Annotated in this window: 29 protein-coding genes and 1 pseudogene; 18 read left to right on the forward strand and 12 right to left on the reverse strand. The window is 35.0% G+C overall.

The features are described from left to right. Positions 1 to 3: 3 nt before the first annotated feature. Positions 4 to 1,479, forward strand: a complete 1,476-nt coding sequence (locus QE429_RS11375) for a recombinase family protein (protein WP_307287106.1) — start codon at positions 4 to 6, stop codon at positions 1,477 to 1,479. A gap of 84 nt (positions 1,480 to 1,563) precedes the next feature. Here QE429_RS11375 and QE429_RS11380 read toward each other — a convergent pair whose 3' ends face one another. Genes QE429_RS11380 through QE429_RS11390 form a run of 3 tightly spaced genes read right to left on the reverse strand, consistent with a single transcriptional unit; the run spans position 1,564 to position 5,364 of the window. Next, on the reverse strand, positions 1,564 to 2,718 hold the full coding sequence (locus QE429_RS11380; protein WP_307287107.1) for a Ger(x)C family spore germination protein: 1,155 nt from the start codon (positions 2,716 to 2,718) through the stop codon (positions 1,564 to 1,566). Beyond that, complete coding sequence (locus QE429_RS11385; protein WP_307287108.1) at positions 2,705 to 3,805, reverse strand: GerAB/ArcD/ProY family transporter; 1,101 nt, start codon at positions 3,803 to 3,805, stop codon at positions 2,705 to 2,707. The genes QE429_RS11380 and QE429_RS11385 overlap by 14 nt, the downstream gene beginning before the upstream one ends. Before the next feature lie 23 nt (positions 3,806 to 3,828). Beyond that, a complete protein-coding gene (locus QE429_RS11390) occupies positions 3,829 to 5,364 on the reverse strand; it encodes a spore germination protein (protein ID WP_307290781.1) in 1,536 nt (511 codons plus the stop codon). 538 nt (positions 5,365 to 5,902) lie between these two features. Between QE429_RS11390 and QE429_RS11395 the strand changes: the two genes are divergently transcribed. Further along, the gene (locus tag QE429_RS11395; protein WP_307287109.1) at positions 5,903 to 6,577 is read left to right on the forward strand and encodes a hypothetical protein; all 675 of its coding nucleotides are present in this window, start codon (positions 5,903 to 5,905) and stop codon (positions 6,575 to 6,577) included. A 3-nt stretch (positions 6,578 to 6,580) separates the two neighbouring features. On the opposite strand, the gene QE429_RS11400 is transcribed toward QE429_RS11395, so the two are convergent. Next, the gene (locus QE429_RS11400) at positions 6,581 to 6,748 is read right to left on the reverse strand and encodes a hypothetical protein (RefSeq protein WP_307287110.1); all 168 of its coding nucleotides are present in this window, start codon (positions 6,746 to 6,748) and stop codon (positions 6,581 to 6,583) included. 186 nt (positions 6,749 to 6,934) lie between these two features. Here QE429_RS11400 and QE429_RS11405 point away from each other — a divergent pair, with 186 nt between their 5' ends. From QE429_RS11405 to QE429_RS11425, 5 genes are all read left to right on the forward strand, one after another. Then, positions 6,935 to 7,108: a YozD family protein gene (locus QE429_RS11405; RefSeq protein ID WP_074432829.1), complete on the forward strand. Its 174-nt coding sequence runs from the start codon at positions 6,935 to 6,937 to the stop codon at positions 7,106 to 7,108. A gap of 176 nt (positions 7,109 to 7,284) precedes the next feature. Continuing rightward, positions 7,285 to 7,458, forward strand: coding sequence for a hypothetical protein (locus QE429_RS11410; protein WP_307287111.1), 174 nt, complete (start codon positions 7,285 to 7,287; stop codon positions 7,456 to 7,458). A gap of 14 nt (positions 7,459 to 7,472) precedes the next feature. Continuing rightward, the gene (locus QE429_RS11415; protein WP_307287112.1) at positions 7,473 to 8,267 is read left to right on the forward strand and encodes a serine/threonine protein kinase; all 795 of its coding nucleotides are present in this window, start codon (positions 7,473 to 7,475) and stop codon (positions 8,265 to 8,267) included. 11 nt (positions 8,268 to 8,278) lie between these two features. Continuing rightward, positions 8,279 to 9,049: a sporulation protein gene (locus tag QE429_RS11420; protein WP_307287113.1), complete on the forward strand. Its 771-nt coding sequence runs from the start codon at positions 8,279 to 8,281 to the stop codon at positions 9,047 to 9,049. A gap of 110 nt (positions 9,050 to 9,159) precedes the next feature. After that, positions 9,160 to 9,471: a YodL domain-containing protein gene (locus QE429_RS11425; RefSeq protein WP_307287114.1), complete on the forward strand. Its 312-nt coding sequence runs from the start codon at positions 9,160 to 9,162 to the stop codon at positions 9,469 to 9,471. Between the two features lie 47 nt (positions 9,472 to 9,518). Here the strand turns inward: QE429_RS11425 and QE429_RS11430 are convergent, their stop codons facing one another. Further along, on the reverse strand, positions 9,519 to 9,647 hold the full coding sequence (locus QE429_RS11430; RefSeq protein ID WP_307287115.1) for a hypothetical protein: 129 nt from the start codon (positions 9,645 to 9,647) through the stop codon (positions 9,519 to 9,521). A 152-nt stretch (positions 9,648 to 9,799) separates the two neighbouring features. On the opposite strand from QE429_RS11430, the pseudogene deoD reads away from it, so the two are divergent. The 6 genes and pseudogenes from deoD (at position 9,800) to QE429_RS11460 (ending at position 17,294) form a co-directional block, all read left to right on the forward strand. Beyond that, a pseudogene (deoD, locus tag QE429_RS11435) lies at positions 9,800 to 10,505 on the forward strand (purine-nucleoside phosphorylase). A gap of 174 nt (positions 10,506 to 10,679) precedes the next feature. Then, on the forward strand, positions 10,680 to 12,875 hold the full coding sequence (locus QE429_RS11440; RefSeq protein WP_307287116.1) for a heavy metal translocating P-type ATPase: 2,196 nt from the start codon (positions 10,680 to 10,682) through the stop codon (positions 12,873 to 12,875). A gap of 124 nt (positions 12,876 to 12,999) precedes the next feature. Next, on the forward strand, positions 13,000 to 14,511 hold the full coding sequence (locus QE429_RS11445; RefSeq protein ID WP_307287117.1) for a lmo1851 family serine protease: 1,512 nt from the start codon (positions 13,000 to 13,002) through the stop codon (positions 14,509 to 14,511). Positions 14,512 to 14,717: 206 nt separating this feature from the next. Further along, positions 14,718 to 15,374: an LCP family protein gene (locus tag QE429_RS11450; protein WP_307287118.1), complete on the forward strand. Its 657-nt coding sequence runs from the start codon at positions 14,718 to 14,720 to the stop codon at positions 15,372 to 15,374. A 96-nt stretch (positions 15,375 to 15,470) separates the two neighbouring features. Next, positions 15,471 to 16,394, forward strand: a complete 924-nt coding sequence (locus QE429_RS11455) for a CobW family GTP-binding protein (RefSeq protein ID WP_307287119.1) — start codon at positions 15,471 to 15,473, stop codon at positions 16,392 to 16,394. A 78-nt stretch (positions 16,395 to 16,472) separates the two neighbouring features. Continuing rightward, the gene (locus QE429_RS11460; RefSeq protein WP_307287120.1) at positions 16,473 to 17,294 is read left to right on the forward strand and encodes a hypothetical protein; all 822 of its coding nucleotides are present in this window, start codon (positions 16,473 to 16,475) and stop codon (positions 17,292 to 17,294) included. 280 nt (positions 17,295 to 17,574) lie between these two features. On the opposite strand, the gene QE429_RS11465 is transcribed toward QE429_RS11460, so the two are convergent. Further along, complete coding sequence (locus tag QE429_RS11465; RefSeq protein ID WP_307287121.1) at positions 17,575 to 17,820, reverse strand: DNA alkylation repair protein; 246 nt, start codon at positions 17,818 to 17,820, stop codon at positions 17,575 to 17,577. Positions 17,821 to 17,919: 99 nt separating this feature from the next. On the opposite strand from QE429_RS11465, the gene QE429_RS11470 reads away from it, so the two are divergent. Together QE429_RS11470 and QE429_RS11475 are read left to right on the forward strand one after the other, a co-directional pair. Further along, on the forward strand, positions 17,920 to 18,195 hold the full coding sequence (locus QE429_RS11470; protein WP_307287122.1) for a hypothetical protein: 276 nt from the start codon (positions 17,920 to 17,922) through the stop codon (positions 18,193 to 18,195). 10 nt (positions 18,196 to 18,205) lie between these two features. After that, positions 18,206 to 18,673, forward strand: coding sequence for a FixH family protein (locus QE429_RS11475; RefSeq protein ID WP_307287123.1), 468 nt, complete (start codon positions 18,206 to 18,208; stop codon positions 18,671 to 18,673). A 28-nt stretch (positions 18,674 to 18,701) separates the two neighbouring features. Here QE429_RS11475 and QE429_RS11480 read toward each other — a convergent pair whose 3' ends face one another. From QE429_RS11480 to QE429_RS11495, 4 genes are all read right to left on the reverse strand, one after another. Beyond that, on the reverse strand, positions 18,702 to 19,094 hold the full coding sequence (locus QE429_RS11480; protein WP_307287124.1) for a hypothetical protein: 393 nt from the start codon (positions 19,092 to 19,094) through the stop codon (positions 18,702 to 18,704). Positions 19,095 to 19,194: 100 nt separating this feature from the next. Continuing rightward, the gene (locus QE429_RS11485; protein WP_307287125.1) at positions 19,195 to 19,668 is read right to left on the reverse strand and encodes an Hsp20/alpha crystallin family protein; all 474 of its coding nucleotides are present in this window, start codon (positions 19,666 to 19,668) and stop codon (positions 19,195 to 19,197) included. A 22-nt stretch (positions 19,669 to 19,690) separates the two neighbouring features. Further along, complete coding sequence (locus tag QE429_RS11490; RefSeq protein ID WP_307287126.1) at positions 19,691 to 19,933, reverse strand: spore germination protein; 243 nt, start codon at positions 19,931 to 19,933, stop codon at positions 19,691 to 19,693. A 15-nt stretch (positions 19,934 to 19,948) separates the two neighbouring features. Continuing rightward, positions 19,949 to 20,191, reverse strand: a complete 243-nt coding sequence (locus QE429_RS11495) for a spore germination protein (protein WP_307287127.1) — start codon at positions 20,189 to 20,191, stop codon at positions 19,949 to 19,951. A 223-nt stretch (positions 20,192 to 20,414) separates the two neighbouring features. Here QE429_RS11495 and QE429_RS11500 point away from each other — a divergent pair, with 223 nt between their 5' ends. Both QE429_RS11500 and QE429_RS11505 read left to right on the forward strand, forming a co-directional pair. Next, a complete protein-coding gene (locus QE429_RS11500; RefSeq protein ID WP_307287128.1) occupies positions 20,415 to 21,182 on the forward strand; it encodes an SDR family oxidoreductase in 768 nt (255 codons plus the stop codon). 98 nt (positions 21,183 to 21,280) lie between these two features. Further along, a complete protein-coding gene (locus QE429_RS11505; RefSeq protein ID WP_307287129.1) occupies positions 21,281 to 21,439 on the forward strand; it encodes a hypothetical protein in 159 nt (52 codons plus the stop codon). A gap of 49 nt (positions 21,440 to 21,488) precedes the next feature. Here the strand turns inward: QE429_RS11505 and QE429_RS11510 are convergent, their stop codons facing one another. Further along, positions 21,489 to 22,049: a GNAT family N-acetyltransferase gene (locus QE429_RS11510; RefSeq protein ID WP_307287130.1), complete on the reverse strand. Its 561-nt coding sequence runs from the start codon at positions 22,047 to 22,049 to the stop codon at positions 21,489 to 21,491. Positions 22,050 to 22,353: 304 nt separating this feature from the next. Beyond that, positions 22,354 to 23,481: an amidohydrolase gene (locus tag QE429_RS11515; RefSeq protein ID WP_307287131.1), complete on the reverse strand. Its 1,128-nt coding sequence runs from the start codon at positions 23,479 to 23,481 to the stop codon at positions 22,354 to 22,356. Between the two features lie 187 nt (positions 23,482 to 23,668). On the opposite strand from QE429_RS11515, the gene QE429_RS11520 reads away from it, so the two are divergent. Further along, positions 23,669 to 23,992: a DUF4870 domain-containing protein gene (locus QE429_RS11520; protein ID WP_307287132.1), complete on the forward strand. Its 324-nt coding sequence runs from the start codon at positions 23,669 to 23,671 to the stop codon at positions 23,990 to 23,992. Position 23,993: the final 1 nt, after the last annotated feature.

A 23,993-nucleotide genomic window follows, 5' to 3' on the forward strand; every position in this document is an offset into this window, starting at 1 on the left:
TCGATGTCAATATCAGCTATTTACTTGCGCTTATCAAGAAATGAGGAACAATTAGATATTGAGGAAATATTAACAAATCATCGAAATACTTTAAAAAGAATTGCGAATCAACATAATTTAACATACGACATTTATCAAGAGATCTCTAGTGGGGTGAATACGGAAAGGCCACAATTGAATCTTCTATTGAGCAAGCTAGACGAATATGATTATTTACTGGTAATGGACATTGACCGTATTTCTCGAGATAATGCATACGCTGAACAAATCAAAGCGTTACTGATTGCTCATGATATTAAAATTTTAACACCTCAGGGTACCATTGATTTAACACAAGAAAGTAATGAAATGCTTTTCTCATTTCATGCAATGTTGGCTAATTTTGAATATAAACAAATCCGTAAACGTTTAGCTAGAGGTCGATTAGCATCTGCAGAGCAAGGTAAATGGGTGATGAGTAATAAAGCACCTTTAGGATATGAAAAGGATAAGAATCAAAAGTTAGTGGTTGTTGAAAAGGAAGCAAAAATAATAAGACATATTTTCGAAAAAACATTAGAAAGATGTAGTGCAAATGAAATAGCTAAACAATTAGATACGCTGGGGTGGAGGAGTAGGAACGGTAAAGTAATAACCACTTCTCATATTTCTTCCGCGCGAAAAAATGTTGTTTATTATGGAGTAGTAAAAGCTTGCAGGAGAGTTAATGGAAAAGTAGTTGATGAGGTATTCGTCGAAAAAGCACATGAACCTATAGTTAGTAAACAAACTTTTTTGGAAGTTCAACAAATATTAAAGGAAAGCAATAAAGGCAGTTATTTTAATAAAAAGAAAGCAACAAGAAGACTTCAAAACCTACTGTATTGTAATTGCTGCGGAAGAAAACGATATATTCAAATGGATGGTAGTGGGACAGATTTTATTAAGTCTTGTTCATATAAGATTAGTAATAATACCTGCAAAGATAGGGGCCACAAGTATCTGCCTGTAGAATTATATGTATTACAAAAAGTAAAGGAGAGAAAGATAGATTTTGAAGATGCATTAGACAAATTGAAAGACCTTGACACCCAAGTTGAGGTAAAAAAATTTATTGTTGAAAGGAAATCTCTTGAGAAACAATTAGAAAAGTTTATTAATAGACAAAAAAATTTGAAAATTATGAGAATGGACAATGAAATTTCTAAAACCGAATATTTGGAATTGAGCGAGGTTAACGATGAGAAAATAAAACAGATAAAGCAGCAAATAGAAATAATAAATATCCAATTGGAAAATAATGGTAATAGTAACGAAGACCGACATCGTTTTGAACAAAGCATTGAAACCTTAAATAAGATTGGATTACTTGAACCTGAAGAATGTAATACTTTCCTTAAAACATTTATAAAAAAAATATGGTTCTCATCCAATACCATAACAGATCATAATACAAAAAAAGAAGTTTCTGAAATTACAATTGAAATTGAATGGCTTTAAATATGATTAATGTTGGGAAAATTAGATATAAATTGTGAATCTCTGGGAGAAAGAATACGAGGGTCTGAACATAGGTTCAGACCTTTATTTTTTCTTTGATCCAATCATTCCGTAATCCTTTATAGTTATTGATACTTCATAATTGATGGGAATTTCACTAAACTTTTCATCCCAATTACCCTTCACATTTCTCCAAACATCAGGATGTTGTATTCGCAATTGGTTGCCAAATCCCCCAACATCTACTCCGATTCCTTTTTGCATTTTTTTTGTGGAATTCTCAACTAAGCGCATTACTTCTTTCTCTACCGCATTTTCAATGTGTTTAATAGTTTTATTCTTAAAAGCTGGTTTAAAGTGAGGATTCCAATATTCAGCGATTCTCCCTTCTGACTCAATTTTTACATCAAACGAAATTTTATCACCTGTTACATGCGGCTTAATTTTGCTTTTCATTGACTGAATCTGATAATATGTGGGTTTATCCGACTCATTTTGGAAAGCTTTTACCGCCCCGCTTTTACCTTCTCCTGTTATCCAATTTATGCCTTCAATCTCTTCCTTATTAAGAACCCCTATCATCTTGTTTGTTTTTCCTTTTATTACGGCCGCTCCATTAAAGTCAATTTCTCCCTTTTTTAAATCAATTAGCTGCAATAGGAAGCTGGTCTGAGAGTTCGATTTACCCCAAATCTTCATTAAGGAGAGGTGCCTTAATGTTCTTGTTGTAAGTTCCTGTTCTGCAATTTCTAACAATCGTAATGCAGGAATAACGCCTGCTTCCTTTGATTCGAGAGTTCGTGCAGCCTCTCCTTTAGCAATAAAAATTAAGGTACTTCCTCTTATATCGATATCCCGAAAAAACAAATCTGTTATTTCTCTAATTGGCTCTTTACGGGCAAGATCTTGCCCAATAATCACTACTTTTTCATGTGCCCCTGATATAGGCCCCTCTCTTCGTAAGGTCGTTTCCCATCCGATTGGTTCTAGTGAAATTCCTGAAGCAGAGACATTAATATAAGGTTTTTGTTGTGGTGACTTGTTACTTGAATTACCGATTGCACTTGGTATTACATATTGAAGAGTTGATCGGATTTTTCCATCCTTTGCTTTATCTACAGCTGTGCCAACGGCGATATTTAATTCTTCAATAGGCTTGCTGCTCCAGCAACCTGACAGTAGTAAAAGTGAAAGCATGAATACAAAACATTTTTTAAGTATAGATTTACATTTCTTCATATATTGCTTCCTTCACCTTTGAAATAATGAAAAGGACCAACGGCATAATAAAAAATAAATAAAAGGCGAAATTACCAATCATATCTGCCATCTTAAATACCTCATTTATATTTTTTGGTATCATTGAAACTAAATAAATGAGCGGTATTAAACTGTAAATAAATGCGGGAGTACTTTTTGAAAAAATCTGCTGTAATCCAAGATTAGCAATAAATAATGCAATAACATTCGTTGCGAATATTTGCATAATCCAAATGACAAGAATGAGGGAATCGAACCGTTCAACTAAAAGACCTTTGATTTCAAAGCTTCGAATAAATGTAAGTACTGGCCATGTTTGTGACACCACTGCGTCTATTGAAAGGGAGCCAATTACGATTACCACTATAATGGTATAAAAGATAAAGGGTATTCCAACTCCAAATAATGGAACTTTTATAACCTTGTTTTTTTCATTCATAAACATATAAATGAAGAGGAGTATTTCGAAGCCTGCAAAGGAAAGGGAGGAGGTGGTTAACCCCTTTAGGACGGGCATAACCCCCGATCCTAACAACGGACGTAAGTTATCAACCTCAAATAATTCGATGCCTAAAAACATAACCAAAAGGAAAAAAAGAACGGTAATTGGAAAAATAATTTCTAATAACCGAGCAATGGCATTTACCCCGCCATGAACTAAGTATAGTCCAATCCACATAAATGGCATTATAATAGCCCATGTTGGAGTTCCCTGAAGTAAGAATAATCGTGTAGTTTCTGCCATTGTTCGAACCTCATATGCAGATAACGCAATATAATAGCAGATAACTGTTAAACTTAGCAGCGATCCTATCCATTTCCCAAGAAGTTTTTGGTTAAATTGATAGAAGGTTTCGTTCGGGTATCTTTGGCATAGTTTTAATATTATTACGGCTAAAAGAGTAATTATTAATCCACTAACAATTACTGTGATCCAGGAATCGGGGGTTTTGATTTTCTCTGTCGTGGTTCTGGGAAGTGTTAAAATCCCGGCACCGAGAATAAAATTTGAGATAAACATTACTGCTTGATGGGCAGTTATTCGATCTAAAGGACTGGAAGTCATAATAAGTCACTACTTTCCAAGCGTTATCGTTTTCTTACTGAATCTCTTGGATGCAACAGTTTTGGACGCCGTTTCATCAGGAATAGGGGGAGCCGTACCATGAAGTCCTTCCAATCAATCATTCGAAATGATACGGCAGGACTAACATAGGGAATCCCAAAACTTTTAAGCCTGACCAAATGGCTGCATAGCAATAGGAAGAACAGAACGACTCCGTATAATCCAAAAACACTAGCAAATAGCATTGAGGCAAAACGAAGCATTCTTAGGGCTATCCCTACATTATATTGAGGAAGCGTGAATGAGGAAATGGCCGTGACTGCAACTACGATGACCATGATAGGACTAACTATTCCTGCTTGGACTGCTGCTTCTCCAATGATTAACCCCCCCACGATCCCTAGTGATTGTCCAATTGGTTTTGGTAAACGAAGTCCGGCTTCTCTTAATACTTCTATGGAAACTTCCATTATGAGAGCCTCAATTAGAGGGGGGAAAGGAACTCCCTCTCTGCTACCTGAAATTGAAAAAACCAACTTGGTTGGAATTAATCCCGGATGAAAGGAAATAAAAGCAATATATAAAGAAGGAACAAATAAAGCAATAAATGCTGCAAAATAACGTAATATACGAATTAATGTCGCAGCCATCCATCTTTCGTAATAGTCTTCAGGCGACTGCAACAACATATGGAAGGTAACAGGAACAATTAACGCAAATGGTGAGCCGTCTAAAAGTAAAGCAATCCTTCCTTCCATCAAAGCACTCATAACACGATCAAGTCGTTCTGTACTTTGTACTTGTGGGAATGGACTTAAAAAATTATCTTCGATTAGTTGTTCAATATAACTTGAGTCATGTACATCATCAATTTTTATTTTATTAATCCGTTGCGTAACCTCTTGTAATAATTGAGGATCCACAATATCTTTCATATAGGTAATGACAAGTTCTTTTTTTGATCTCTCACCTACCTGAAAGCTTAATATAGATAAGTTTTGATCTTTGCCATATCGCCTTAAAAGAGCTGTATTATCCTTTAAATTTTCTATAAAACCTACCCTAGGTCCACGTACCAAAGGCTCAGTAGGAGGCTCTTCAATATTTCTTGTTTTAGCTTTAGCAGCCCCAACCAGGAAAACGTCTTCTAGACCATCGACCAAAATCGCAATTGACCCAAACATTACTCCAGAGGTAATGTCTTTAAGAGTACGAACTTCATTTAAGTCGCATACAGAAAGAGCATGATTTTTTATATACTCTTTTAAGGTGTTTTCTTTTAGTGAATGCTCCGTTTCTTTTGGTGAAGCTGACATGAAATCAACCAAAATATGATTATTTATTACATCCGTATCTGCAAACCCATCTATAAAAATAATGGCGATGCGAATTCCTGAATTACTCATTTGAAACTCACGAAATTTCACATCTGAATTATGCCCAATCTCTTTGCGAATTAGAATCAAATTTGTCGTAAGATTACCGGTCATTTCCATTTTAAGTTCATTTATTGGTTGTTTATTTTCTTTGCCTTTTTTTTCAGATTCTTCAATATTCATTTGAGTTTTGTCTAGCTGCTTATGTCTCACTATTCATCACTCTTTCTCTAATGAATTTATCCATTTAAAAAATTTTAAAAATCCAACCGGAACTAAAAATGTAATAAATGCTTGTACGAAAACGCTATATTCAGGTATTAGAGAAAGAATATTCTTGAACATTAGACCTCTCCTATACATCCTCTGATGATCTTTTTTAGTAAGATTCAGATTACATTGATTGTATTATTTACTTTTTAATTTAAAATTAACCGATTATTGGAAGCGTTTTGGAATAATTATCTCTTTTATTAAATGGAATATTGTCAATAACCACTAATCAAAAATTTATAACAGACAAGATACCAAATATTCACTAAAAGCATATTTTACTATGAGGTGATTTCATCATGAAGGTGAAATATGCAGAAAGAGGAACTTTTGACGCGGAAAAAGCGGCTAGAGGGCTTATTCAATTGACAAATAAAGTTAAAAAACAAGATGATCAAAAAAAAAGAAATTGATAACGTTATCTAAGCACATGTACCTATAAAGGTATATGTGCTTTTTCTATCTAACAACAAAGGATTATGTATCCAGTAAATTTAGAAGAATAATAGATGTTAAATGGCTAGATGGGAAATATGTTTATGAAGTGAATAAGAGTGATGGTTTATTTCTGGAATCTGCCTTACAAATGCTCTCAGAATACGATGGAACTGTCGTTGAACAAGAGCAAATTGATATTGAATATAAGTTTTTTTTCGGTGATTTGGTTCAAGTAAGTGGTTATGGTTCCGATTTATTTAAAATAGTGGGTTTTAGGACAGAAATTTGGCGTTATAAAGAAGATGCTTGGGAAGATGTCATTTACGAGCTATCGAGAGTAAGTGATGGGGAATGGCTGGAGGCAGGCGAAGAGGAACTTACACTTGTGGCAGACGCTGAAAGTGCGGACACATTTATACAAAAGCTAGGACTCTTATACTTAGTTAATAAACAGGATCAAACTGTGAAAAATCCAAACGTACAGAAAATAATAAGAAAAGCAGAGTTTGAGGAAATCGAACGAAAAAAAGAAAAGAAAGAACTCATTGATAATCTCTTGGATATCTTTAATGATTACAGAATATTATACGAATTATTTCATGACCAAGAATACTACCAAGTCATGAGGGTTATTCTTAGAAAATTAGAGAGTCTTGTTAATAACGATGGAAAAAGTCCTGTTTAAAAACTACAATCTTGCCATTTCAAATAATAAATACAAAACAAAAGGGATCCCAGTCCATTTAATCAGATTAAACATCGTTTCTACTATTTTCTCGAATAACTGGAGGGTAAAACCATCCTCCTGATTAACATCTTCAACCCATGCCTCTAATTTCACTTGTAATTTAGGCATTGTCTCACCTCATCGCGTTCTTTTTACTCATCCTATGCTTGTCCAATTGAAAAAAGACTTGTTTTTTTATATGAAATTATTAAACAGATTTTTATATGAAAAAATGAATCAAAGATATGTCACTCTAAAGTAAATAGCATGAAAAGGCCATGTACATCATACATTCTGTAAAAAGGGGGCGATGCTATGAGAGAAATTGAAGTGTTTATTGATACTGAAGAAATTGCCGAATTTTTCTTTCATGAGCTTGTTAAAAGGGGATACGTTCCTAGTGAAGAGGAATTAGAGGAATTAGCCGATATTACTTTCGAATATTTAATTGAAAAAAGTATTATCGATGAGGAAGTACAGGATGACTAGTAAAACAGTTGAGGAAGAAGAGACATGCTTCTCCCTTTAAAATAAATAAAGACGAAAGCCGAGCATTTGGTGCTCGCTTTTTGTTTTTTCAGGTTCTTTGGGAAAATTTCTGTAAGGATGAAACCTTACAATTGCTTCTTCGTATTAATGAGTACGAAGAAAAGGAGGAGGATTTCATGTTAAAGAAAATCCTTAAGTCAATCTTAAAAAGTCAAATGACTCATAAATATGGTTCTTCAAGTGACGCGTGGAAGAAGCATAAGCATCATAAGCACAGTCACTTAGGACATCATCACTATAAAAAGAAATATAAAAGCAGAAGTTCTTTTTCTAGTTTCTTTAGCAGCTAACAAGGTATGCAAATATGCTTAAGAAAATTACATTACTTATCTCCAATCTAATTGAGAAGCCTATACCAACTGATAAGGTTATTGCTGAACGGTATAAGGTAATGGAGTATCTTGGTAGAGGAAGTTACGGACACAGTTATTTAGTTTTTGATCTTTTAAGTAAGCAAAGGAAAGTGTTAAAATCCCTTCGTTTTCATAAAAGAATCACCAAATCTGGACGGATTGGATTTGCATTAGAACAAAAATTATTACTTTCAATTAATCATCCAGGGTTTCCTAAATATTATGAGGAAGGGTCATTTAATAAAATTCCCTATTATACAATGGAATATATCAATGGACAAAATTTTGAACAAATTATATTTCAAGAGGGTAAAAAAATTTCTGAAAAAGAAGTTTTTAAAATAGCAGAAGAATTATTACATTCTATTGAATTTTTACACTGTCAAAATATTATTCATAGGGATATACGTATACCTAATGTTATTTATGATGGGACTAATATTCGTCTCATTGATTTAGGATTGGGGAGATATCTCAATAAGAAAAATATAGATGAAATAAGAGGTCCAGACTTAAGAAAGGAAATTACCTATCAAGCCGATTTTTACGGACTGGGACATTTTCTTTTGTTTCTCCTCTATTCAAACTTTTCATTCGATGATTACATGGAAGAAAAAAGCTGGGAAGAAGAACTGGAAATATCAACGGAAGCAAAGAAAATCATTAAAAGGCTCTTACAGATTGAACCTGCATATAATCATTGCGCTGAAATAAGAGCTGATATAAAAAAATTACACTTCAATTAGGAGGAGAAAACATGTCTTTCTTTAACAAAGTATTTGCAAGCGTAGGAATTGGGGCAGCATCAGTAGATACAAAGCTCGAAAAGGACACATACATGCCTGGAGAAACTGTTCAAGGTGTTGTAGAAATTAAAGGTGGAAAAGTAGATCAGCAGATTGAAGATATTTATCTGTCCCTAAATACTACATATTTAAAAGAGTCAGATGATCGCAAATACAATGTAACCGCAACTATCGAACGGTTTCGGTTAACTACTCCGTTTACAATTATGACAAATGAAAAAAAAGAAATTCCATTTACCTTCCAGCTTCCGTATGACACACCGTTATCCATTGGGAGATCAAAAGTATGGGTAACAACTGGCCTGGATATTAAAGGTGGGGTTGACCCAAGTGATAAGGATTATTTAAAGGTAATTCCCAACCAATTGATGACAGCGGTTTTTAATGCCGTTGATAACTTAGGTTTTAGAATTAGAGAAGCGGACTGTGAAGAAGCACCACGCCGTATAAGAGGCCGCTTACCGTTTGTACAGGAATTTGAATTTGTACCAACGTCTGGGCCTTTTCGCGGTAAATTAGATGAATTAGAAGTAGTTTTCCTGTCCTCTGAAAATGGTACTCTGGATATGATGTTCCAGGTAGACCGACGCGCAAGGGGGCTGTCAGGGATATTCTCAGAAGCGATGGGTATGGATGAGACAAACGTAAGGTTAACAGTTTCAAATGCTGATCTTCCAAATTTACAACAAAAAATTCAAAATGTGATACAAAGATATTCGTAATTAGCAAAAAAGTGTAATATCGACAAAAAAAGTTAGTATTCTACAGAGGATTCGACATAGTCTCTATCTAATTATTAGAATAGAAAATAAATTCTAATAATTGGGGGTATATGATGATCAGAGTGTTAACGAAAAAGCTATGTATTCAATATGATGTGACGATCTTTCAGACTCCAAAGTACCGGGAATATAAAGGCTATAAGCAGGTATATAGAACAATCATTCCTGCTGCTAATCGTGAACAATGCTTACAAGAAACATTTAGCCGTTTTAATGTCACTGACAGAATACCCTCTAGTTATAAAGGGAGATTCCTTTCTACAGGTGATATTGTATTAATAGATGAGGGTCGTGGTGGCCAACACTATTATCAGTTAAAGACCGGTGGATGGGCTCCTGTAAATAGAATCCTGATACGCTAAAAAACCTAAGGATAATTTCCTTAGGTTTACTTTATTTTTGTATGTTGTTATCGTTTTCTTCCGCCGTCAGCTCTATTTTCTTTCGCGTGCGCCTCGTGTTCTGCTACAATCGCCTCGGCTGGTATGTGATTGTTTTTCTTTTGCCCATTTATGCGGTTTCTATGCTTTTTACCCATTATCAATTCCTCCTTTACCATCTAAGAATAGCTTTCCACAAATAAAAAAAATCATGACTATTTCTCAACAGGGTTTTTCAATAAAAACGGTTTATGATATATTGACTATGGTACGGAGTCTAACTGTACTTATCTTGATTGGAGGGTAATTTATGAGTGTACATATCGGTGCAAAAGAAAATGAGATTGCTGAAACGGTCCTACTTCCAGGAGATCCGCTTAGGGCAAAATATATTGCAGAAACTTTTTTAGAAGATGCTAAATGCTATAATGAAGTAAGAAACATGTTTGGTTACACAGGAACGTATAAAGGAAAAAGAATTTCGGTTCAAGGAACTGGAATGGGTGTTCCGTCTATTTCGATTTATGTAAATGAGTTAATTCAAAGCTATAATGTTCAAAATTTGATAAGAGTAGGTACGTGCGGAGCCATTCAAAAAGATGTAAAAGTACGTGATGTAATTTTGGGCAATGACAAGCTCTACAGATTCAAATATGAACCGTCTCACATTTGGACATGTCGATTTTGCTCCTTGTGCTGATTTTAACTTACTAAAAAAGGCATATGATGCTGGAGTAACAAAAGGATTAAACTTAAAAGTAGGAAACATTTTTACAGCTGATTCTTTCTATAATGATAATGCAGAGCTTGAAAAGTGGGCTAAATATCAAATCCTGGCGATTGAAATGGAAACAACAGCTCTATATACCTTAGCGGCTAAATTTAACCGTAAGGCGCTTTCTGTTTTAACTGTAAGTGACCATATCTTAACAGGTGAAGAGACAACTGCAGAAGAAAGACAACTAACTTTTAATGATATGATTGAGGTAGCATTAGAAGCTGCTATCAAGGAATAATGAATTTATTGCCTCTTCCTCTTGGAAGAGGTTTTCTTTTTTATCACAAAGGAACTTTGTAACAGAATGGAGAAATAGAATGTAAATATAAATAAAGCAACTATGTGACTAAAGGACCTTTTGTATTGAAATACATAGGGGGCAGGGGTATAGTGCGAAATGAGGTGAACGAAAATGAAAGAAAAACTCAAACTTGATATTTCAGGTATGACATGTGCAGCTTGTTCCACGAGAATTGAAAAAGTATTAAACAAATTGAATGGTGTTGAAGCGAATGTTAATTTGGCAATGGAAAACGCTTCCGTATTCTATGATAAGGAATTAGTTTCAAGCGATGATATTATTACAAAAATTGAGAATCTCGGTTATAGTGCACAAATAGCAGATCAACAAAGAGCCATAAAACAACAAAATAAGGAAGAGGAAATTAAGCAAAAAAAACGCATGTTCTCACTTTCTGTTGTATTGTCATTACCACTGTTGTACACTATGCTTGCCCATTTTCCATTTGATGTGGGATTGCCTATGCCAAAGGTTATGATGAATCCATGGTTTCAATTATTATTAGCAACACCTGTCCAATTTTATATTGGAGGGCCATTTTATATTGCCGCTTATAAAGCACTAAAAAATAATAGTGCAAATATGGACGTACTAGTTGCTTTAGGAACCTCAGCTGCCTATTTCTACAGTCTTTTAGAAGGAATCAAAACAATTGGCCATCCTTCTTATATGCCGCATCTTTATTTCGAAACAAGTGCCGTACTTATTACTTTAATTTTGCTGGGAAAATTATTTGAAACTCTAGCAAAAGGAAGAACGAAAATCGCTATTTCTAAATTGCTAAGTCTTCAAGCAAGGGTAGCGACGGTTATTAGAGATGGAAGAGAACTCCAATTACCTATAGAAGAAGTGAGGGTATCGGACCGGTTGGTCGTGAAGCCAGGTGAAAAAATTCCGGTAGATGGACAAGTTCTATTAGGTCAATCTTCTGTTGATGAGTCGATGATAACCGGTGAATCAATGCCGGCAGAGAAATCAGTAGGAGATCTAGTAATTGGTTCAACGATCAATAAAAACGGAAATCTGACAATCAAAGCAACAAAAGTTGGAAAAGATACCGCTCTAGCTGGAATCATAAAAATTGTTGAGGAAGCACAAGGATCAAAAGCACCGATTCAACGTATTGCGGATACCATTTCTGGCTACTTTGTTCCTGTGGTTGTTATTATTTCAATAATTACTTTCTTAATTAGGTATTTATTTGTGAACCCCGGTGATTTTCCAACGGCTTTAGAAACTGCAATTGCTGTTCTTGTGATTGCCTGTCCTTGTGCACTTGGGCTAGCAACGCCTACATCCATAATGGTGGGAACTGGAAAAGGTGCAGAAATGGGCATACTTTTTAAAGGTGGGGAGCATTTAGAAACAGCACACAGAATAAATGCCATTGTCCTAGATAAAACGGGAACTCTTACAAAAGGTCAACCGGTTGTTACTGATTTCATTGCATATAAAGAAGAGAAAAAAGTTCTTCAATATTTAGTTTCTGTAGAAAAATCTTCAGAACATCCTCTTGCCGAAGCGATTGTTAAGTATGGTGTAGAAAGAAGAACCTGCACACTTCCGGTAAAACGTTTTAAAGCGATTCCTGGTTATGGAATTGAAGCCAAAATTGGCGAAGATGAAATCTATGTAGGCACGCGAAAACTTATGGATTTAAAAAATATTTCTTACTCAGAAATAGAAAAAGATTTACTCCTCTTTGAAAATGAAGGTAAAACGGCTATGTATATTTCGATTAATTCAAGCATAATGGGGCTGGTTGCAGTTGCTGACATAGTAAAAGAGACCGCAAGGCTTGCGGTTACTCAGCTAAGTGAATTAGGAATTGAAGTATATATGCTCACGGGTGATAATGAACGGACAGCTAAGGCGATTGCTTCACAGGTAGGTATTACAAATGTAATCGCTGAAGTACTTCCTGATGAAAAAGCAAATCACATAAAAGAATTACAGCATCAAGGAAGGAAAGTTGCGATGGTAGGGGATGGTATTAATGATGCACCGGCACTTGCTGTTGCAGATATTGGAATAGCAATTGGTTCAGGAACAGACGTTGCTATTGAAGCAGCAGATATCACCATACTTGCTGGGGAACTGACATTAATTCCAAAGGCAATTGCACTTAGTAAAAGAACAATGCAAAATATCCGTCAAAACCTATTTTGGGCTCTAATCTACAATTCGGGAGGAATTCCGATTGCTGCCTTAGGATTATTAGCACCATGGGTGGCTGGAGCAGCTATGGCCTTTAGTTCAGTTTCAGTTGTAACCAATTCACTCCGATTAAAGCGAGTAAAGATATAAATAATTAAATTCATTAACTTTTCTTTGTTAATTTTAATAAAAAGATGTTATTCTAATCACTAAGGGTTTACTTTTTAAAGTGACATTAGTTTAAACTAACTAGTACATACTTATTTTTATGGTAATGAAAGTGGTGAAAGCTTTGGAAGAAAAGAATAATGATCAAGAAAAAATTGAGGGAGAAAAAGTTGAACAGGATCTATTATCTGAGAACAAATCAGGATATATTCGGCTAAAGAAGTTTCAGTTTATCATGCTTTTATTCTTATTGGTTTTCTTATCTGCTGGGATAACAACAATTGCCTTTGCGTTTGGTAAGGAAAAAGTAGTAACAGTTGGAGCAGATAGACCGGAATTCAATAAACTATATGAAGCATTTGATACCTTGAAAAATGGTTATTATAAGGATGTAGATCAAAAGAAGTTAATTAACGGTGCGATCAATGGAATGGTAGAATCCCTTGATGACCCATATTCAGATTATATGAGTAACGAAGAAGCAAAAAGTTTTCATAGCAGTATTTCCTCTTCTTTTGAAGGAATTGGTGCTGAAATTCAAGAAAAGGATGGACATATTGTCATTGTTTCTCCAATTAAAGGGTCTCCAGCTGAAAAAGCAGGCTTAAAACCAAATGATATGATTATTTCAGTCGATGGCAAAAGTTTACAGGGAATGAACTCTACTCAAGCTGTCACTTTAATCAGAGGAAAGAAAGGCACAAAGGTTGAATTAACCATACAAAGACCTGGAACAGAAGCTCCAATGACTGTTCCAATTATTCGGGATACGATTCCAATTGAGACAGTTTATGGTGAAATGGTTGACGATACTATAGCAAAAGTTCAAATTACAAGCTTCTCAAGTAATACTTCAAAAGAACTTGTTACTACCCTAAATGATTTACAAAAGAAGGGTATGAAAGGTTTAGTATTAGATTTAAGGCAGAATCCGGGTGGATTATTAGATCAAGCAGTTAGTATTACTAGCATGTTTGTCCCTAAAGGAAAAATTATTGTTAAAGAGGAAGATCGAAACGGAAAGATTAAAGAAATTGCTTCTCAAAATCAAGGAAACCCTGACTTACCGTTAGTAGTTTTAATTGATAAGGGAAGTGCAAGTGCATCTGAAATCTTTGCTGCTGCTGTTAAAGAATCAGCAGGAATTCCGCTTGTTGGAGAGAAATCGTTCGGAAAAGGAACCGTTCAAACTGCTGAAGATTTTAAAGATGGTTCTAACCTAAAATATACGATTGCTAAATGGTTAACTCCGAATGGTAACTGGATTCATAAAAAAGGAATTGAGCCAGATGTAGCGGTAGCACTTCCGGATTATGCGACACTACCGATCATTGATCCTGAGAAAGAACTGTCGATTTCAAACTCATCCACAGAAATTCAAACAGCTCAGAAAATGTTAAAAGCTATTGGATACGACCCAGGACGTGAAGATGGATTTTTCGATGAGAAAACAAAACAGGCTGTAATTGCTTTCCAAAAGGCACAAAAGCTTTCTGCTGATGGTGTGTTAAAAGGTGATTCAACCTTAAAATTGATGGAACTTTTAAGAGATAAAATTAAAACAAGTGACACCCAATTGCAAAAAGCAATTGAAGTGTTAAAAGGTAGAATGAAATAAAAAATCAACTCAGCTTAGGCTGGGTTGATTTTTTTTGCAGAGGCTATGTTAAGGAACATTGCTGTATAATTATCTCCTGTTGAATGGAGCGGAAACCAACAGTCAATTTTAATAGAGATTTTGTAAAAAGTATAATGTCAATTGTATATTTATCATCCTTATTTCCAACAATGGACAGTAAACGAAGTGTAAGGGTGGTTTTTAAGATGAGAAAGCTTTGTATTGCAGTTATTTTGTTTTCATTTTTAGGCTTTGGTCCCCTTGAATCATATTTTCACAAGAATGTTAAAACAGATGGGAACCAAGAGAACGGAAACACGGTCTTCCAAAAACTGAAGGGGACAGCGGATTCAAATCCGCTTAGTGCAGATGGGCCGAAGTTGGAATCCTTTTTGATAACTGAAAACAAGGGAAACAACAATAGTCAAGAAATGAACATAGGGATGATTATTACTCGTGATACAGCTAACAATAAGGTTACTTATGGAACGGTACCTCTACCAGTTGTAAATAATGATGTGGATTTTGATCAGTTAAAAAAAACGGTTGAAAAAAATTATCAGATACCAATTGACCATTGTTTTATCATTGGTTCATCTGGTATTGCTAAAATACAACAAATGATCAATGGATTAGAAGAGAATAATGCTTCAAATCAATGGTTATCCATGCTTCCTTCACTCCTAAATGAGGTACGGCATAGTATAAAGACAGACTTAGATTCCGGAGAGTTATTTCAGTTGGGGCTTTCCGCTATGATTAACCCTATAACTAAATTTGAACCAATTCAAATCAACGGTAACCCTTCACAAACAGTTAACTTAGATATGGAAGATAACAAGCAAAAACCAATGGTAAATTAAGCGGATGGAAACATTCGCTTTTTTACTTTCAATTGATGTAAACCGTATATACATTCATATATAATAAAGTGAACATGAAAAAGAAGGGACAGTAAGATGAAAAAAGCAGATATTTATATTTTATCCGGTTTCTTAGGGAGTGGAAAAACTACCTTATTAAAAAGATTATTAGAGGATGAACGCAGGTTAGGCAGAAAAGTTGCAGTAATGATGAATGAACTGGGTCAAGTGTCTATTGATTCTAACGTAGTTGATGATGATGTCGAATTGAAAGAACTGCTTGGTGGATGTATTTGCTGCTCAATTCAAGATAAGCTTGAGGCACAGCTCCAAGGGTTGCTAGTAGTAGAAAAACCTGATGTCATTTACATAGAGACAACTGGAGCCGCACATCCAGTAGAAGTATTAGATGCGATACTCTCTCCATTATTTGCAGAGAAGCTCCATATTAAAGGAATTATCACTACAATAGATGGAACAAGGTGGAAGAATAGAAAAGCAATGAGTCCACAACTTCAACAGTTAATTTTAGAGCAGGTTAGGCACGCAGATTTTATTATCGTAAATAAAATTAGCGAATTGGAAGAGAAAGAGCAAGCAAGTATTACCTTTGAAATTCAGTCCATAAATTCCAATGCAAGATGCTTACTTACAAATTACTCACAAGTCTCAATAGGGGACCTTAGAAAGCTTTCAGTATCGTTTGATGAGGCGTTAAGAAAAAATTCGCAGCAAATTAAATTAAACCTAACAACATTTGTTCATCAGTTTCAAAACGCGATTAACCATGTAGAATTTGAAACATTCTTAAAGAAACTACCTGATACTATTTACCGAATTAAAGGGTATGTTAAATTTTCTTCCTCGGATCTTCCATATTTGTTTCAGTTTTCCTATGGGATGCCTTTATATATGAAAGAAAATATGAATTTACCCTTAAACCTTGTATTCATTGGAGAAAACATCGATTGGAATGAGATTCAGCAACAATTAGTGCATCTTGAAAAAAACATTGAATAATGAAATGAAAGTGAATGATTAATGTCTCTTCAGGTAACTCTTTTAATGTAGTAAAAAACCATTAAAAGGGGGATTAATTTGAAGAAGGCCGCATGCATATTAGTGTTAACCTATATCCTCTTTAATGGACAATGTGTTCTTGCTGGATCTGACATTGACTATAAAATCGAAATGTTGAATTGGAATGAAGTCAATCATATCTTACCAAAGTACTCAAAATTTATTGTCCTGGATGTAGAAACTGGAAAACGATTTAACGTGCAAAGACGGGCTGGTAGTCACCATGCAGATGTTCAGCCATTAACCCCAAAGGATACAAAAATTATGAAAAAAATATACGGGGGAAATTGGAGCTGGAAACGACGGGCCATTATTGTCGTCCATAAGAATCAATGGATTGCAGCTTCCATGCATGGGATGCCCCATGGTGCAGGTGCACTTAAGAATAACTTTCCAGGTCATTTTTGTATTCACTTTTATGGAAGTACAACACATCGAACAAATTCTATGGACTTATCACATATGCTGATGGTTTTAAAGGCATCTGGAAAACTTAATGAATACTTAAGCAAGGCAAATCCTTACGAAGTAATAGACGCTTATATAGCAGGTATTAAACAACAGGATTCCAAAATTACTTCTTTGGTTTCTTTGCAAAAAAATAATTGGAAGCCTGTATTTAAAGTAGTGGAAAATATTCGTTTAACACGAATGGAACGACTACCGGCAGAGGATTTAACTAGTGAAATTAGTTTAGATGTACCTGTAGATATTGATTGGTATATTAAAAACAGGGGAAGACAAACCTATCATGAAACTATTCATTTAGTTCGTTTTTCACCTGTTGGTGTTTGGAAAGTGGATTCAAAGCACTTTTTAAAGAAAAATACTCTTCCCTAAAAACAAGGCTCTTTTAAACTTACCTTTTGATTTCCGCTCCAGGCACGAGCGGTTCGTGGGTGTTTCGGCGAGCCTCCTCGACGCAAGCGACTGTGGGGTCTCCCCTGAACCATACTCCCACAGGACATTGAATTACATCTTGAATTCGCCCACGCACGAAGGAAATGCGATAGCATTTTCGAGGAGTCTTCGTGCCTTCCGCTCCAATCAACAGGATGTATATAAAAAAACACCTTTATATGAGGATACCCTCAAATAAAGGTGTTTTTACTTAGAGATATTACATTTGCTGTTCTCCAAACTTAATAAAGGTCCGTTCATCTTCTATTAATCCGCAGGCACCACACTGCACTCGATATTCGGGTCCGTTGTATGGGATATGAAAAGGTTCTAGATTACCTTCAATATACTCACGAACGACTTCTCCGGACTGAGGATCAAGCTTAACAGAATGAGGCACTTGCTGAATAATATTAAATCTGCTTCGATTTGTTTTGCAATTAGGGCATTTATAAGGTGTTGACATGGGTTATCTCCTTTCAATAAATTGTTAAAATCTATTTTTTGCAATAATGTTAGTAAATATGTAACAATGCAATTGATGGATAAAGGAGGAATGGTAAAGATGCAAGCGGCAGAGGAATTTGAACAATTATTAGAACAATATCGTTCCATTTGGAATAACCGATTATTAGTAAAAGGAGAGTCTAACAGCAAAGAAGTATTAACGGATGCGATAAAACGAGAATTACTTGATGAAAATTCTCACCCGCGAATCAGGAAAACTAAGTATGAAAAATATTTTCTAGCAATAAAAAGGATTATTACTTCTTCAATCCCGGAAAACACAAAATTATCTTTGATAAAAATTCATATGGAAGTTATGGAAACGATCGATTAGGAGTGGGAATATGAAAAAAATAATGTTTATCTTTATTACCGTATTATTTTTAAGCCTGACGGCAGCATGTGGGAATCAACATAAGGTTCATGAGGATCAGCCTCAAATGCTTGACGTTGACTTATCTATTACCCCTGAAAAAGGGCAGATAAATGAACCAATCACATTTAAAGCAAAAGTAACCCAAGGAAAAGAAAAGGTAAATGATGCAGATGAGGTGATTTTTGAAATTTGGCGTTCACAAGATGGTAAACATGAAAAAGTGGAGATTAAAAAATCAAAAGATGGAGTTTATAGCCTAGAAAAGACATTTCAACAAGAAGGTACATATTACATCATTTCTCATGTGACTGCTAGGGACATGCATAATATGCCCAAAAAGGAATTTGTTATTGGTACACCAAGTGAACCAGAGGATGCCAATACAAAAAACTCAATGGACGGAATGAACATGGACCCAAAAAGCGAAGGTGAATAAAAGTGACAGCCGAAAAGGCTGTTATTTTTTATTCATCGTCTTTTGGTCTGAAATTGACCTTTGCTTTTCCTAGTTTTTCAGTTAGTTTTGCATTGACTTTTGCGTTGATTATATCAGAAAATTCCCCCTCATAGTTTGTACCGATATTTAACTTTCCAGTTAATTCTTTAATTCCTAATTGACCAAAATTATTGGCATAATCTACATGATGTATGACTATTTGCTCGACCTTTAATTGTTCAATTAGGATGGTTGGAGTGCTTTCCTTCTCTTTTGAGTTTGTATGAAGACAGTTTTCTTTTTCGGCACTATTCTGAACAATATTTATCTTGGCTTCTAGGATACTAATTTTTTTCTCCAATTCCACTATTTTATTCGACAACAGTTTATTGATGTTAAAAAAGCGAAAGAGTAATCGCATAAAAAACCCTCTATTCAGAATTGGCATAATGAAGAGTTTATGAAGGATACCTACTTTCATCATATTTAACATTATCTGAAACATGCAAAAAAAAAGACGTTTACAAAATTTCTGTCACGTCAATTTGTGAATATTGCATATCAATATTTTTAGGAATTCTTACTTCAAGCATATTGTCCTTATAGTTTGCAGTTGCACCTTTCTTTTTTACAATAGCTGGTAGGGTAATAATATGTTTATCATCATGATTGGGGACATGTTCAACAATGAGCTGATTGGTTGTATGATAAATACGAAGATTTTTAATCCAATCTTCATGTTTAACCGGTATGCGAACAAAGACAAAATCATGTGTTTCAAATGCAGAAGAGTTCAACCCACCTGTTCCTGTTTTTTGTTGAGTTACTTGTGACTGGAAGCCATTGAAAAAATCTTGAGGATTCATACCAGACATATTTGAAGGCATGATTTTCCCCAATAAATCCTGAACATATTTATCAATTTCCTCAGGTTTCATTTTTTGCATCTTATCTTTCATATCCTTATTAAAAGGGAAAATATTCCAGGGAAACATGACTATTCATCCTTTCAATGCATTAAAATTGATTAACAATTGGGGCAGATGGATTTGCAATTTGGTCCTGATCACTTATATCCGTATCGGCGACACCATTAGTCGAGAAGGAAGAACTTGGGGATAAATCTCCAAGAGCCATATTTGTGCCTACCCATTTTGTGTTTGCAGTATGGCTATTGTGGACCGCAGGGCCTAAAGAAATATTGGCATTATTGGCTATGGAATTAGTTTTGATATTAAAAATATTTATTTGAAAAGGCATGGATTTTCAGTCCTTTTACATTTGATTGGAAACAACGTTTGCTGGATTAGCAATATCTCCCATGTCATTTACATCTGGATCAATAAACACATTCTCCATAGCAGCAGTTGGTGGAGCAAAGTCTCCAAAGGACGCATTTTGTCCTTGTGATTTTTGATTGGCAGTATGTGCATTATGAAGGGCTTCTCCGATGTTGACAGACCCGTTGTTAGAAACACTGTTTATTTTTAGGCTAAAAATATTTATTACAGTCTGCATCCTGTCACATCCTTTATTAATATTCCATCGAAGCCCCTGGGCATAAGGCTCCGATGGTGTTACCTCATACTATGCAGTTCATTGCCCATCCGTTATTACTTATTAAGATAATCCCATTTTCACTACTGGGCACAATTGATTAAAGTTTAATATTTGCATATATATTTGATTCTTTTTAACATATAGTATAGAGAAGGATTCTAATCATAGAGAGGTAATGTTTGTGAATAAAAAAACGGCTTTGATTACAGGTGGAGCTTCTGGCATTGGTAAAAAAACAGCAATCCATCTAGCAGAAAAAGGATATCAACTTGTGATCAACTACCGAAATAGTGAATCAGAGGCACTTTCCTTAGTAAAACAATTGAAAGAATACTATGGGACAAAAAGTATAGCGGTTCAGGGAGATATAGCTATAGAGGAGGATTGTGATCGAATTGTAAGGGATGCATTCTCAGCCTTTTCAACCATTGATGTTTTAATACATAATGCTGGACCCTACATACATGAAAGAAAAAAGCTGACTGAATATTCGTTTGAGGAATGGAATTATCTATTAAATGGGAACTTAACAGCAGTTTTTTATTTATCTAAATTAATTATTCCAACAATGCGTAAACAGAATTGGGGAAGAATTATTACACTAGGTTATGATCGGGTGGAAACTGCACCTGGGTGGGTTTATCGGTCTGCTTTTGCAGCAGCAAAAGCTGGATTAGCTTCATTAACAAGAACAATGGCAATGGAGGAAGCAGAATTCGGAATCACGGTTAATATGGTCTGTCCAGGAGATATAACAAGTGAATGGAAGGAAAAAAATATTGAAGAGGCCATTGGTGCTATGCATGGCTCGATAGGAAGGCAAGGAACAGGAGAGGACATTGCGAGAGTAATTGCCTTTTTAACAGATGAAAAATCCGACTATATGACAGGAAGTATAATACCTGTTACCGGTGGGGTAGATGTTTTGGGAAAGATAAAAAAATCTTAGTTTATGGCCCAATTTTTTGAACAATTTGATTTTCCCGAATGAAAACAACTCCTTTTGTGGATAATAGAAAGTAATCATCCATGAAAGGAGCAAAGAATATGAGTTTTAATATCAACAGAATTAATCCTAATCAAACACAAGTTTTTTTTCATGATGGTCGTTTTGAAACGTTAACAAATGAGGAATTAGATGATTTTTTGCTCCAAATGGGAATCACTGATGTCAATGAAAGTTTAGAACAAAATGTAACGGACTAATATGACTACTAATAGAAAAAGCAATCGGTATGAACCGATTGCTTTATTTTTATGCTTCCAGGAGCTGCTGGTCGTCTGTTTGTGATATTCCATTTCGTAACAGATAGAGAGTGTATAAGTCTTTTGGAATTTCATATATATCATATATTTCATCATTCATATTTAACTGGTCATAAATATTTTTTCTCGTATCATTGGCTTTCACTACATAGGGAAGTTTTTCTGCTGCTTTAATTGAACGTATGTTTACTTTTCGAATACGCATAAAGACAGTTTCAATTCCCATTTCATAAAAAAGCTCTTTAAAAAAGGCGTCTTTAGCTGGGCTATTGTAACCTTTGCCATGGTATGGCTTACCAAGCCATGTCCCTAAAAATCCCGCATTATCTTCAATGTCGAATAAATTAATCGTTCCAATAGGAGATCCCCATTCATCAAGAATGGTTCTAGAAATTAATTCACCGCGCTCTTCGGCTTCAATGGTTTGTTTTGTAATAAATATGAATTCTTCATAAGAATCCGCTTTATGACGTACGAAAGGGAAGACATCTGGATGCGTCATTAGTTCGTATAAAGTGTGGCTGTCATGAAGATCACGTTTCTTAAGCATGAATATCCCTCCATTAGGGCATACCGATCCCATGTCAAAAGAAGCGGCCCACCCTCGAAATTTTTTATATAGTTACTTAAAAAATTTCGGGGTGGGAATCGAACCCACTAGAACCAGTGAAACTGGTGGCGCACCATTTGCCTTCCCTATATCATTTTTTTGTTAATGGATTTATGTGTAAACCCCCAAATTAGTTGATTCCTAAACGGTCTCACTTAGAGTATGATACAAGAAAAAATGAAAAAAAGAAATAGTTTTTTTGGTGGAATTTCGATAATATTTTTTACCAATTTTCAACAAAATTCTACGTTTCCATATACACCATTTCTCCACCAATCATCGTCCATCGTGTCTTCGCTAAGTAATGGAAGGGGTGATGACTCCAAAGTACTAAATCAGCATTTTTGCCTGTTTCAATACTGCCAACATTTTTGTCGATTTTCAAATTTTTAGCGGGGAGAATAGTAATCCCTTCTAAGGCTTTTTGCTCAGATAATCCTTCCCGTACAGCAATACCGGCACAGATATTTAAATATTGAATAGGTGTATAGGGATGGTCTGTCGTAATGGATACTTCTACACCATGATTAGTAAGCTCTTGATACGTTTTCCAAGTCTTATTCTTTAACTCGACCTTAGATCTACGTGTTAAAGTCGGTCCTACAGATACCTTTAAATTTAATCCGGAAAGTTCATTAGCAATTAAGTGACCCTCTGTACAGTGTTCTATTCGTAAGTCCAAATCAAATTCCTCTGCAAAGCGCAGAGCAGAAATAATATCATCAGCCCTGTGGGCATGTATTCTAACAGGGATTTCCCGATTAAGTGCCATAACAATTGGGGCTATACGAAGATCTTCAGGAGTATCTGTATGAATTGCTTTATAAAAAGCTTCTCTCAGCATTCCCATAATCCCCATTCTTGTAATTGAATCGCTATTCCCATGACTGTGTATCCGTTTAGGATTTTCCCCTAAAGCGATCTTTAGTCCTGCGATCTCCTGGACAATCATCTTCTTGATATTTTTTCCTGTGGTTTTGATGACAGAGGTCGTCCCGCCAATGACGTTCGCACTTCCTGGCATAATGTGTACTGTGGTGATACCGCTTCTTATAGCATCATTAAATCCTTGATCTAATGGATATACTCCATCCATAGCCCGAATATGAGGGGTTAAAGCTTCTGCTGTTTCATTTGCATCATTTCCTGCCCAACCAGTTCCTTCATCATAAAGACCTAAATGGGTGTGTACATCAATAAATCCAGGGAAAAGATACTGCTGTTGACAGTCAATCACTTTAATATTGGAATCGACATCAAGACTTGTACCCACATCTTTAATTATTCCATTTTCAATCAGAACATCACCAGATTGAATAGGATTAGAGGTAATCGGATAAATGGTGGCATTTGTTAATAATATTTTTGTCATAATAAAACCTTTCTTATCGTTGATAATGTATTTTATCTATTTTAGCAACAGATGTGCCTAAGGAAAAGCATGAAATTGTTTGTATAATTATATTTTTTTGATTTCTTTAGATTTTTGAAACATTTTGTAGGGTAGAGCGTAAATAAATAACAAGGTTCAAATTAATATTTAATTGGGGGAAATGAAAATGGCAAAAAGTGATGAAAGACTGTATGCAGCTGGGATTTATGTACTAAGCTTATTTTTTCCAGTATTGGCTCCATTAATCATTTGGTTGCTGAAGAGAGAGCAATCATCATTTATTGATTATCACGGTAAAGAATATTTTAACTTTTTCATTTCGTATACAGTGTATTTCATTATTAGCGGATTATTAATGATTGTTCTAATTGGATTCATTACTACACCTATCCTAGGGGTCATGCTGCTTGTATTTACAATAATTGCCGCAGTAAAAGCGTATGAAGGTAATGATTATCGATTCCCTTTAATATTCAGGATAATCAAATAAT

Source organism: Bacillus sp. SORGH_AS_0510 (assembly GCF_030818775.1).
Classification (GTDB): Bacteria; Bacillota; Bacilli; order Bacillales; family Cytobacillaceae; genus Neobacillus.

What these genes read in the sequence shown, in the direction of transcription:
- QE429_RS11520 (WP_307287132.1), top strand. Translation starts at nt 23,669, where the DNA reads ATGGCAAAAAGTGATGAAAGACTGTATGCAGCTGGGATTTATGTACTA.
- QE429_RS11395 (WP_307287109.1), top strand. Translation starts at nt 5,903, where the DNA reads ATGTGCTTTTTCTATCTAACAACAAAGGATTATGTATCCAGTAAATTT.
- QE429_RS11440 (WP_307287116.1), top strand. Translation starts at nt 10,680, where the DNA reads ATGAAAGAAAAACTCAAACTTGATATTTCAGGTATGACATGTGCAGCT.
- QE429_RS11480 (WP_307287124.1), bottom strand. Translation starts at nt 19,094, where the DNA reads ATGCGATTACTCTTTCGCTTTTTTAACATCAATAAACTGTTGTCGAAT.
- QE429_RS11505 (WP_307287129.1), top strand. Translation starts at nt 21,281, where the DNA reads ATGAGTTTTAATATCAACAGAATTAATCCTAATCAAACACAAGTTTTT.
- QE429_RS11470 (WP_307287122.1), top strand. Translation starts at nt 17,920, where the DNA reads ATGCAAGCGGCAGAGGAATTTGAACAATTATTAGAACAATATCGTTCC.
- QE429_RS11490 (WP_307287126.1), bottom strand. Translation starts at nt 19,933, where the DNA reads ATGCCTTTTCAAATAAATATTTTTAATATCAAAACTAATTCCATAGCC.
- QE429_RS11400 (WP_307287110.1), bottom strand. Translation starts at nt 6,748, where the DNA reads ATGCCTAAATTACAAGTGAAATTAGAGGCATGGGTTGAAGATGTTAAT.
- QE429_RS11390 (WP_307290781.1), bottom strand. Translation starts at nt 5,364, where the DNA reads ATGAATATTGAAGAATCTGAAAAAAAAGGCAAAGAAAATAAACAACCA.
- QE429_RS11430 (WP_307287115.1), bottom strand. Translation starts at nt 9,647, where the DNA reads ATGGGTAAAAAGCATAGAAACCGCATAAATGGGCAAAAGAAAAACAAT.
- QE429_RS11445 (WP_307287117.1), top strand. Translation starts at nt 13,000, where the DNA reads ATGAAAGTGGTGAAAGCTTTGGAAGAAAAGAATAATGATCAAGAAAAA.
- QE429_RS11420 (WP_307287113.1), top strand. Translation starts at nt 8,279, where the DNA reads ATGTCTTTCTTTAACAAAGTATTTGCAAGCGTAGGAATTGGGGCAGCA.
- QE429_RS11510 (WP_307287130.1), bottom strand. Translation starts at nt 22,049, where the DNA reads ATGCTTAAGAAACGTGATCTTCATGACAGCCACACTTTATACGAACTA.
- QE429_RS11385 (WP_307287108.1), bottom strand. Translation starts at nt 3,805, where the DNA reads ATGACTTCCAGTCCTTTAGATCGAATAACTGCCCATCAAGCAGTAATG.
- QE429_RS11455 (WP_307287119.1), top strand. Translation starts at nt 15,471, where the DNA reads ATGAAAAAAGCAGATATTTATATTTTATCCGGTTTCTTAGGGAGTGGA.
- QE429_RS11405 (WP_074432829.1), top strand. Translation starts at nt 6,935, where the DNA reads ATGAGAGAAATTGAAGTGTTTATTGATACTGAAGAAATTGCCGAATTT.
- QE429_RS11380 (WP_307287107.1), bottom strand. Translation starts at nt 2,718, where the DNA reads ATGAAGAAATGTAAATCTATACTTAAAAAATGTTTTGTATTCATGCTT.
- QE429_RS11515 (WP_307287131.1), bottom strand. Translation starts at nt 23,481, where the DNA reads ATGACAAAAATATTATTAACAAATGCCACCATTTATCCGATTACCTCT.
- QE429_RS11495 (WP_307287127.1), bottom strand. Translation starts at nt 20,191, where the DNA reads ATGCAGACTGTAATAAATATTTTTAGCCTAAAAATAAACAGTGTTTCT.
- QE429_RS11410 (WP_307287111.1), top strand. Translation starts at nt 7,285, where the DNA reads ATGTTAAAGAAAATCCTTAAGTCAATCTTAAAAAGTCAAATGACTCAT.
- QE429_RS11450 (WP_307287118.1), top strand. Translation starts at nt 14,718, where the DNA reads ATGAGAAAGCTTTGTATTGCAGTTATTTTGTTTTCATTTTTAGGCTTT.
- QE429_RS11485 (WP_307287125.1), bottom strand. Translation starts at nt 19,668, where the DNA reads ATGTTTCCCTGGAATATTTTCCCTTTTAATAAGGATATGAAAGATAAG.
- QE429_RS11375 (WP_307287106.1), top strand. Translation starts at nt 4, where the DNA reads ATGTCAATATCAGCTATTTACTTGCGCTTATCAAGAAATGAGGAACAA.
- QE429_RS11475 (WP_307287123.1), top strand. Translation starts at nt 18,206, where the DNA reads ATGAAAAAAATAATGTTTATCTTTATTACCGTATTATTTTTAAGCCTG.
- QE429_RS11425 (WP_307287114.1), top strand. Translation starts at nt 9,160, where the DNA reads ATGATGATCAGAGTGTTAACGAAAAAGCTATGTATTCAATATGATGTG.
- QE429_RS11465 (WP_307287121.1), bottom strand. Translation starts at nt 17,820, where the DNA reads ATGTCAACACCTTATAAATGCCCTAATTGCAAAACAAATCGAAGCAGA.
- QE429_RS11415 (WP_307287112.1), top strand. Translation starts at nt 7,473, where the DNA reads ATGCTTAAGAAAATTACATTACTTATCTCCAATCTAATTGAGAAGCCT.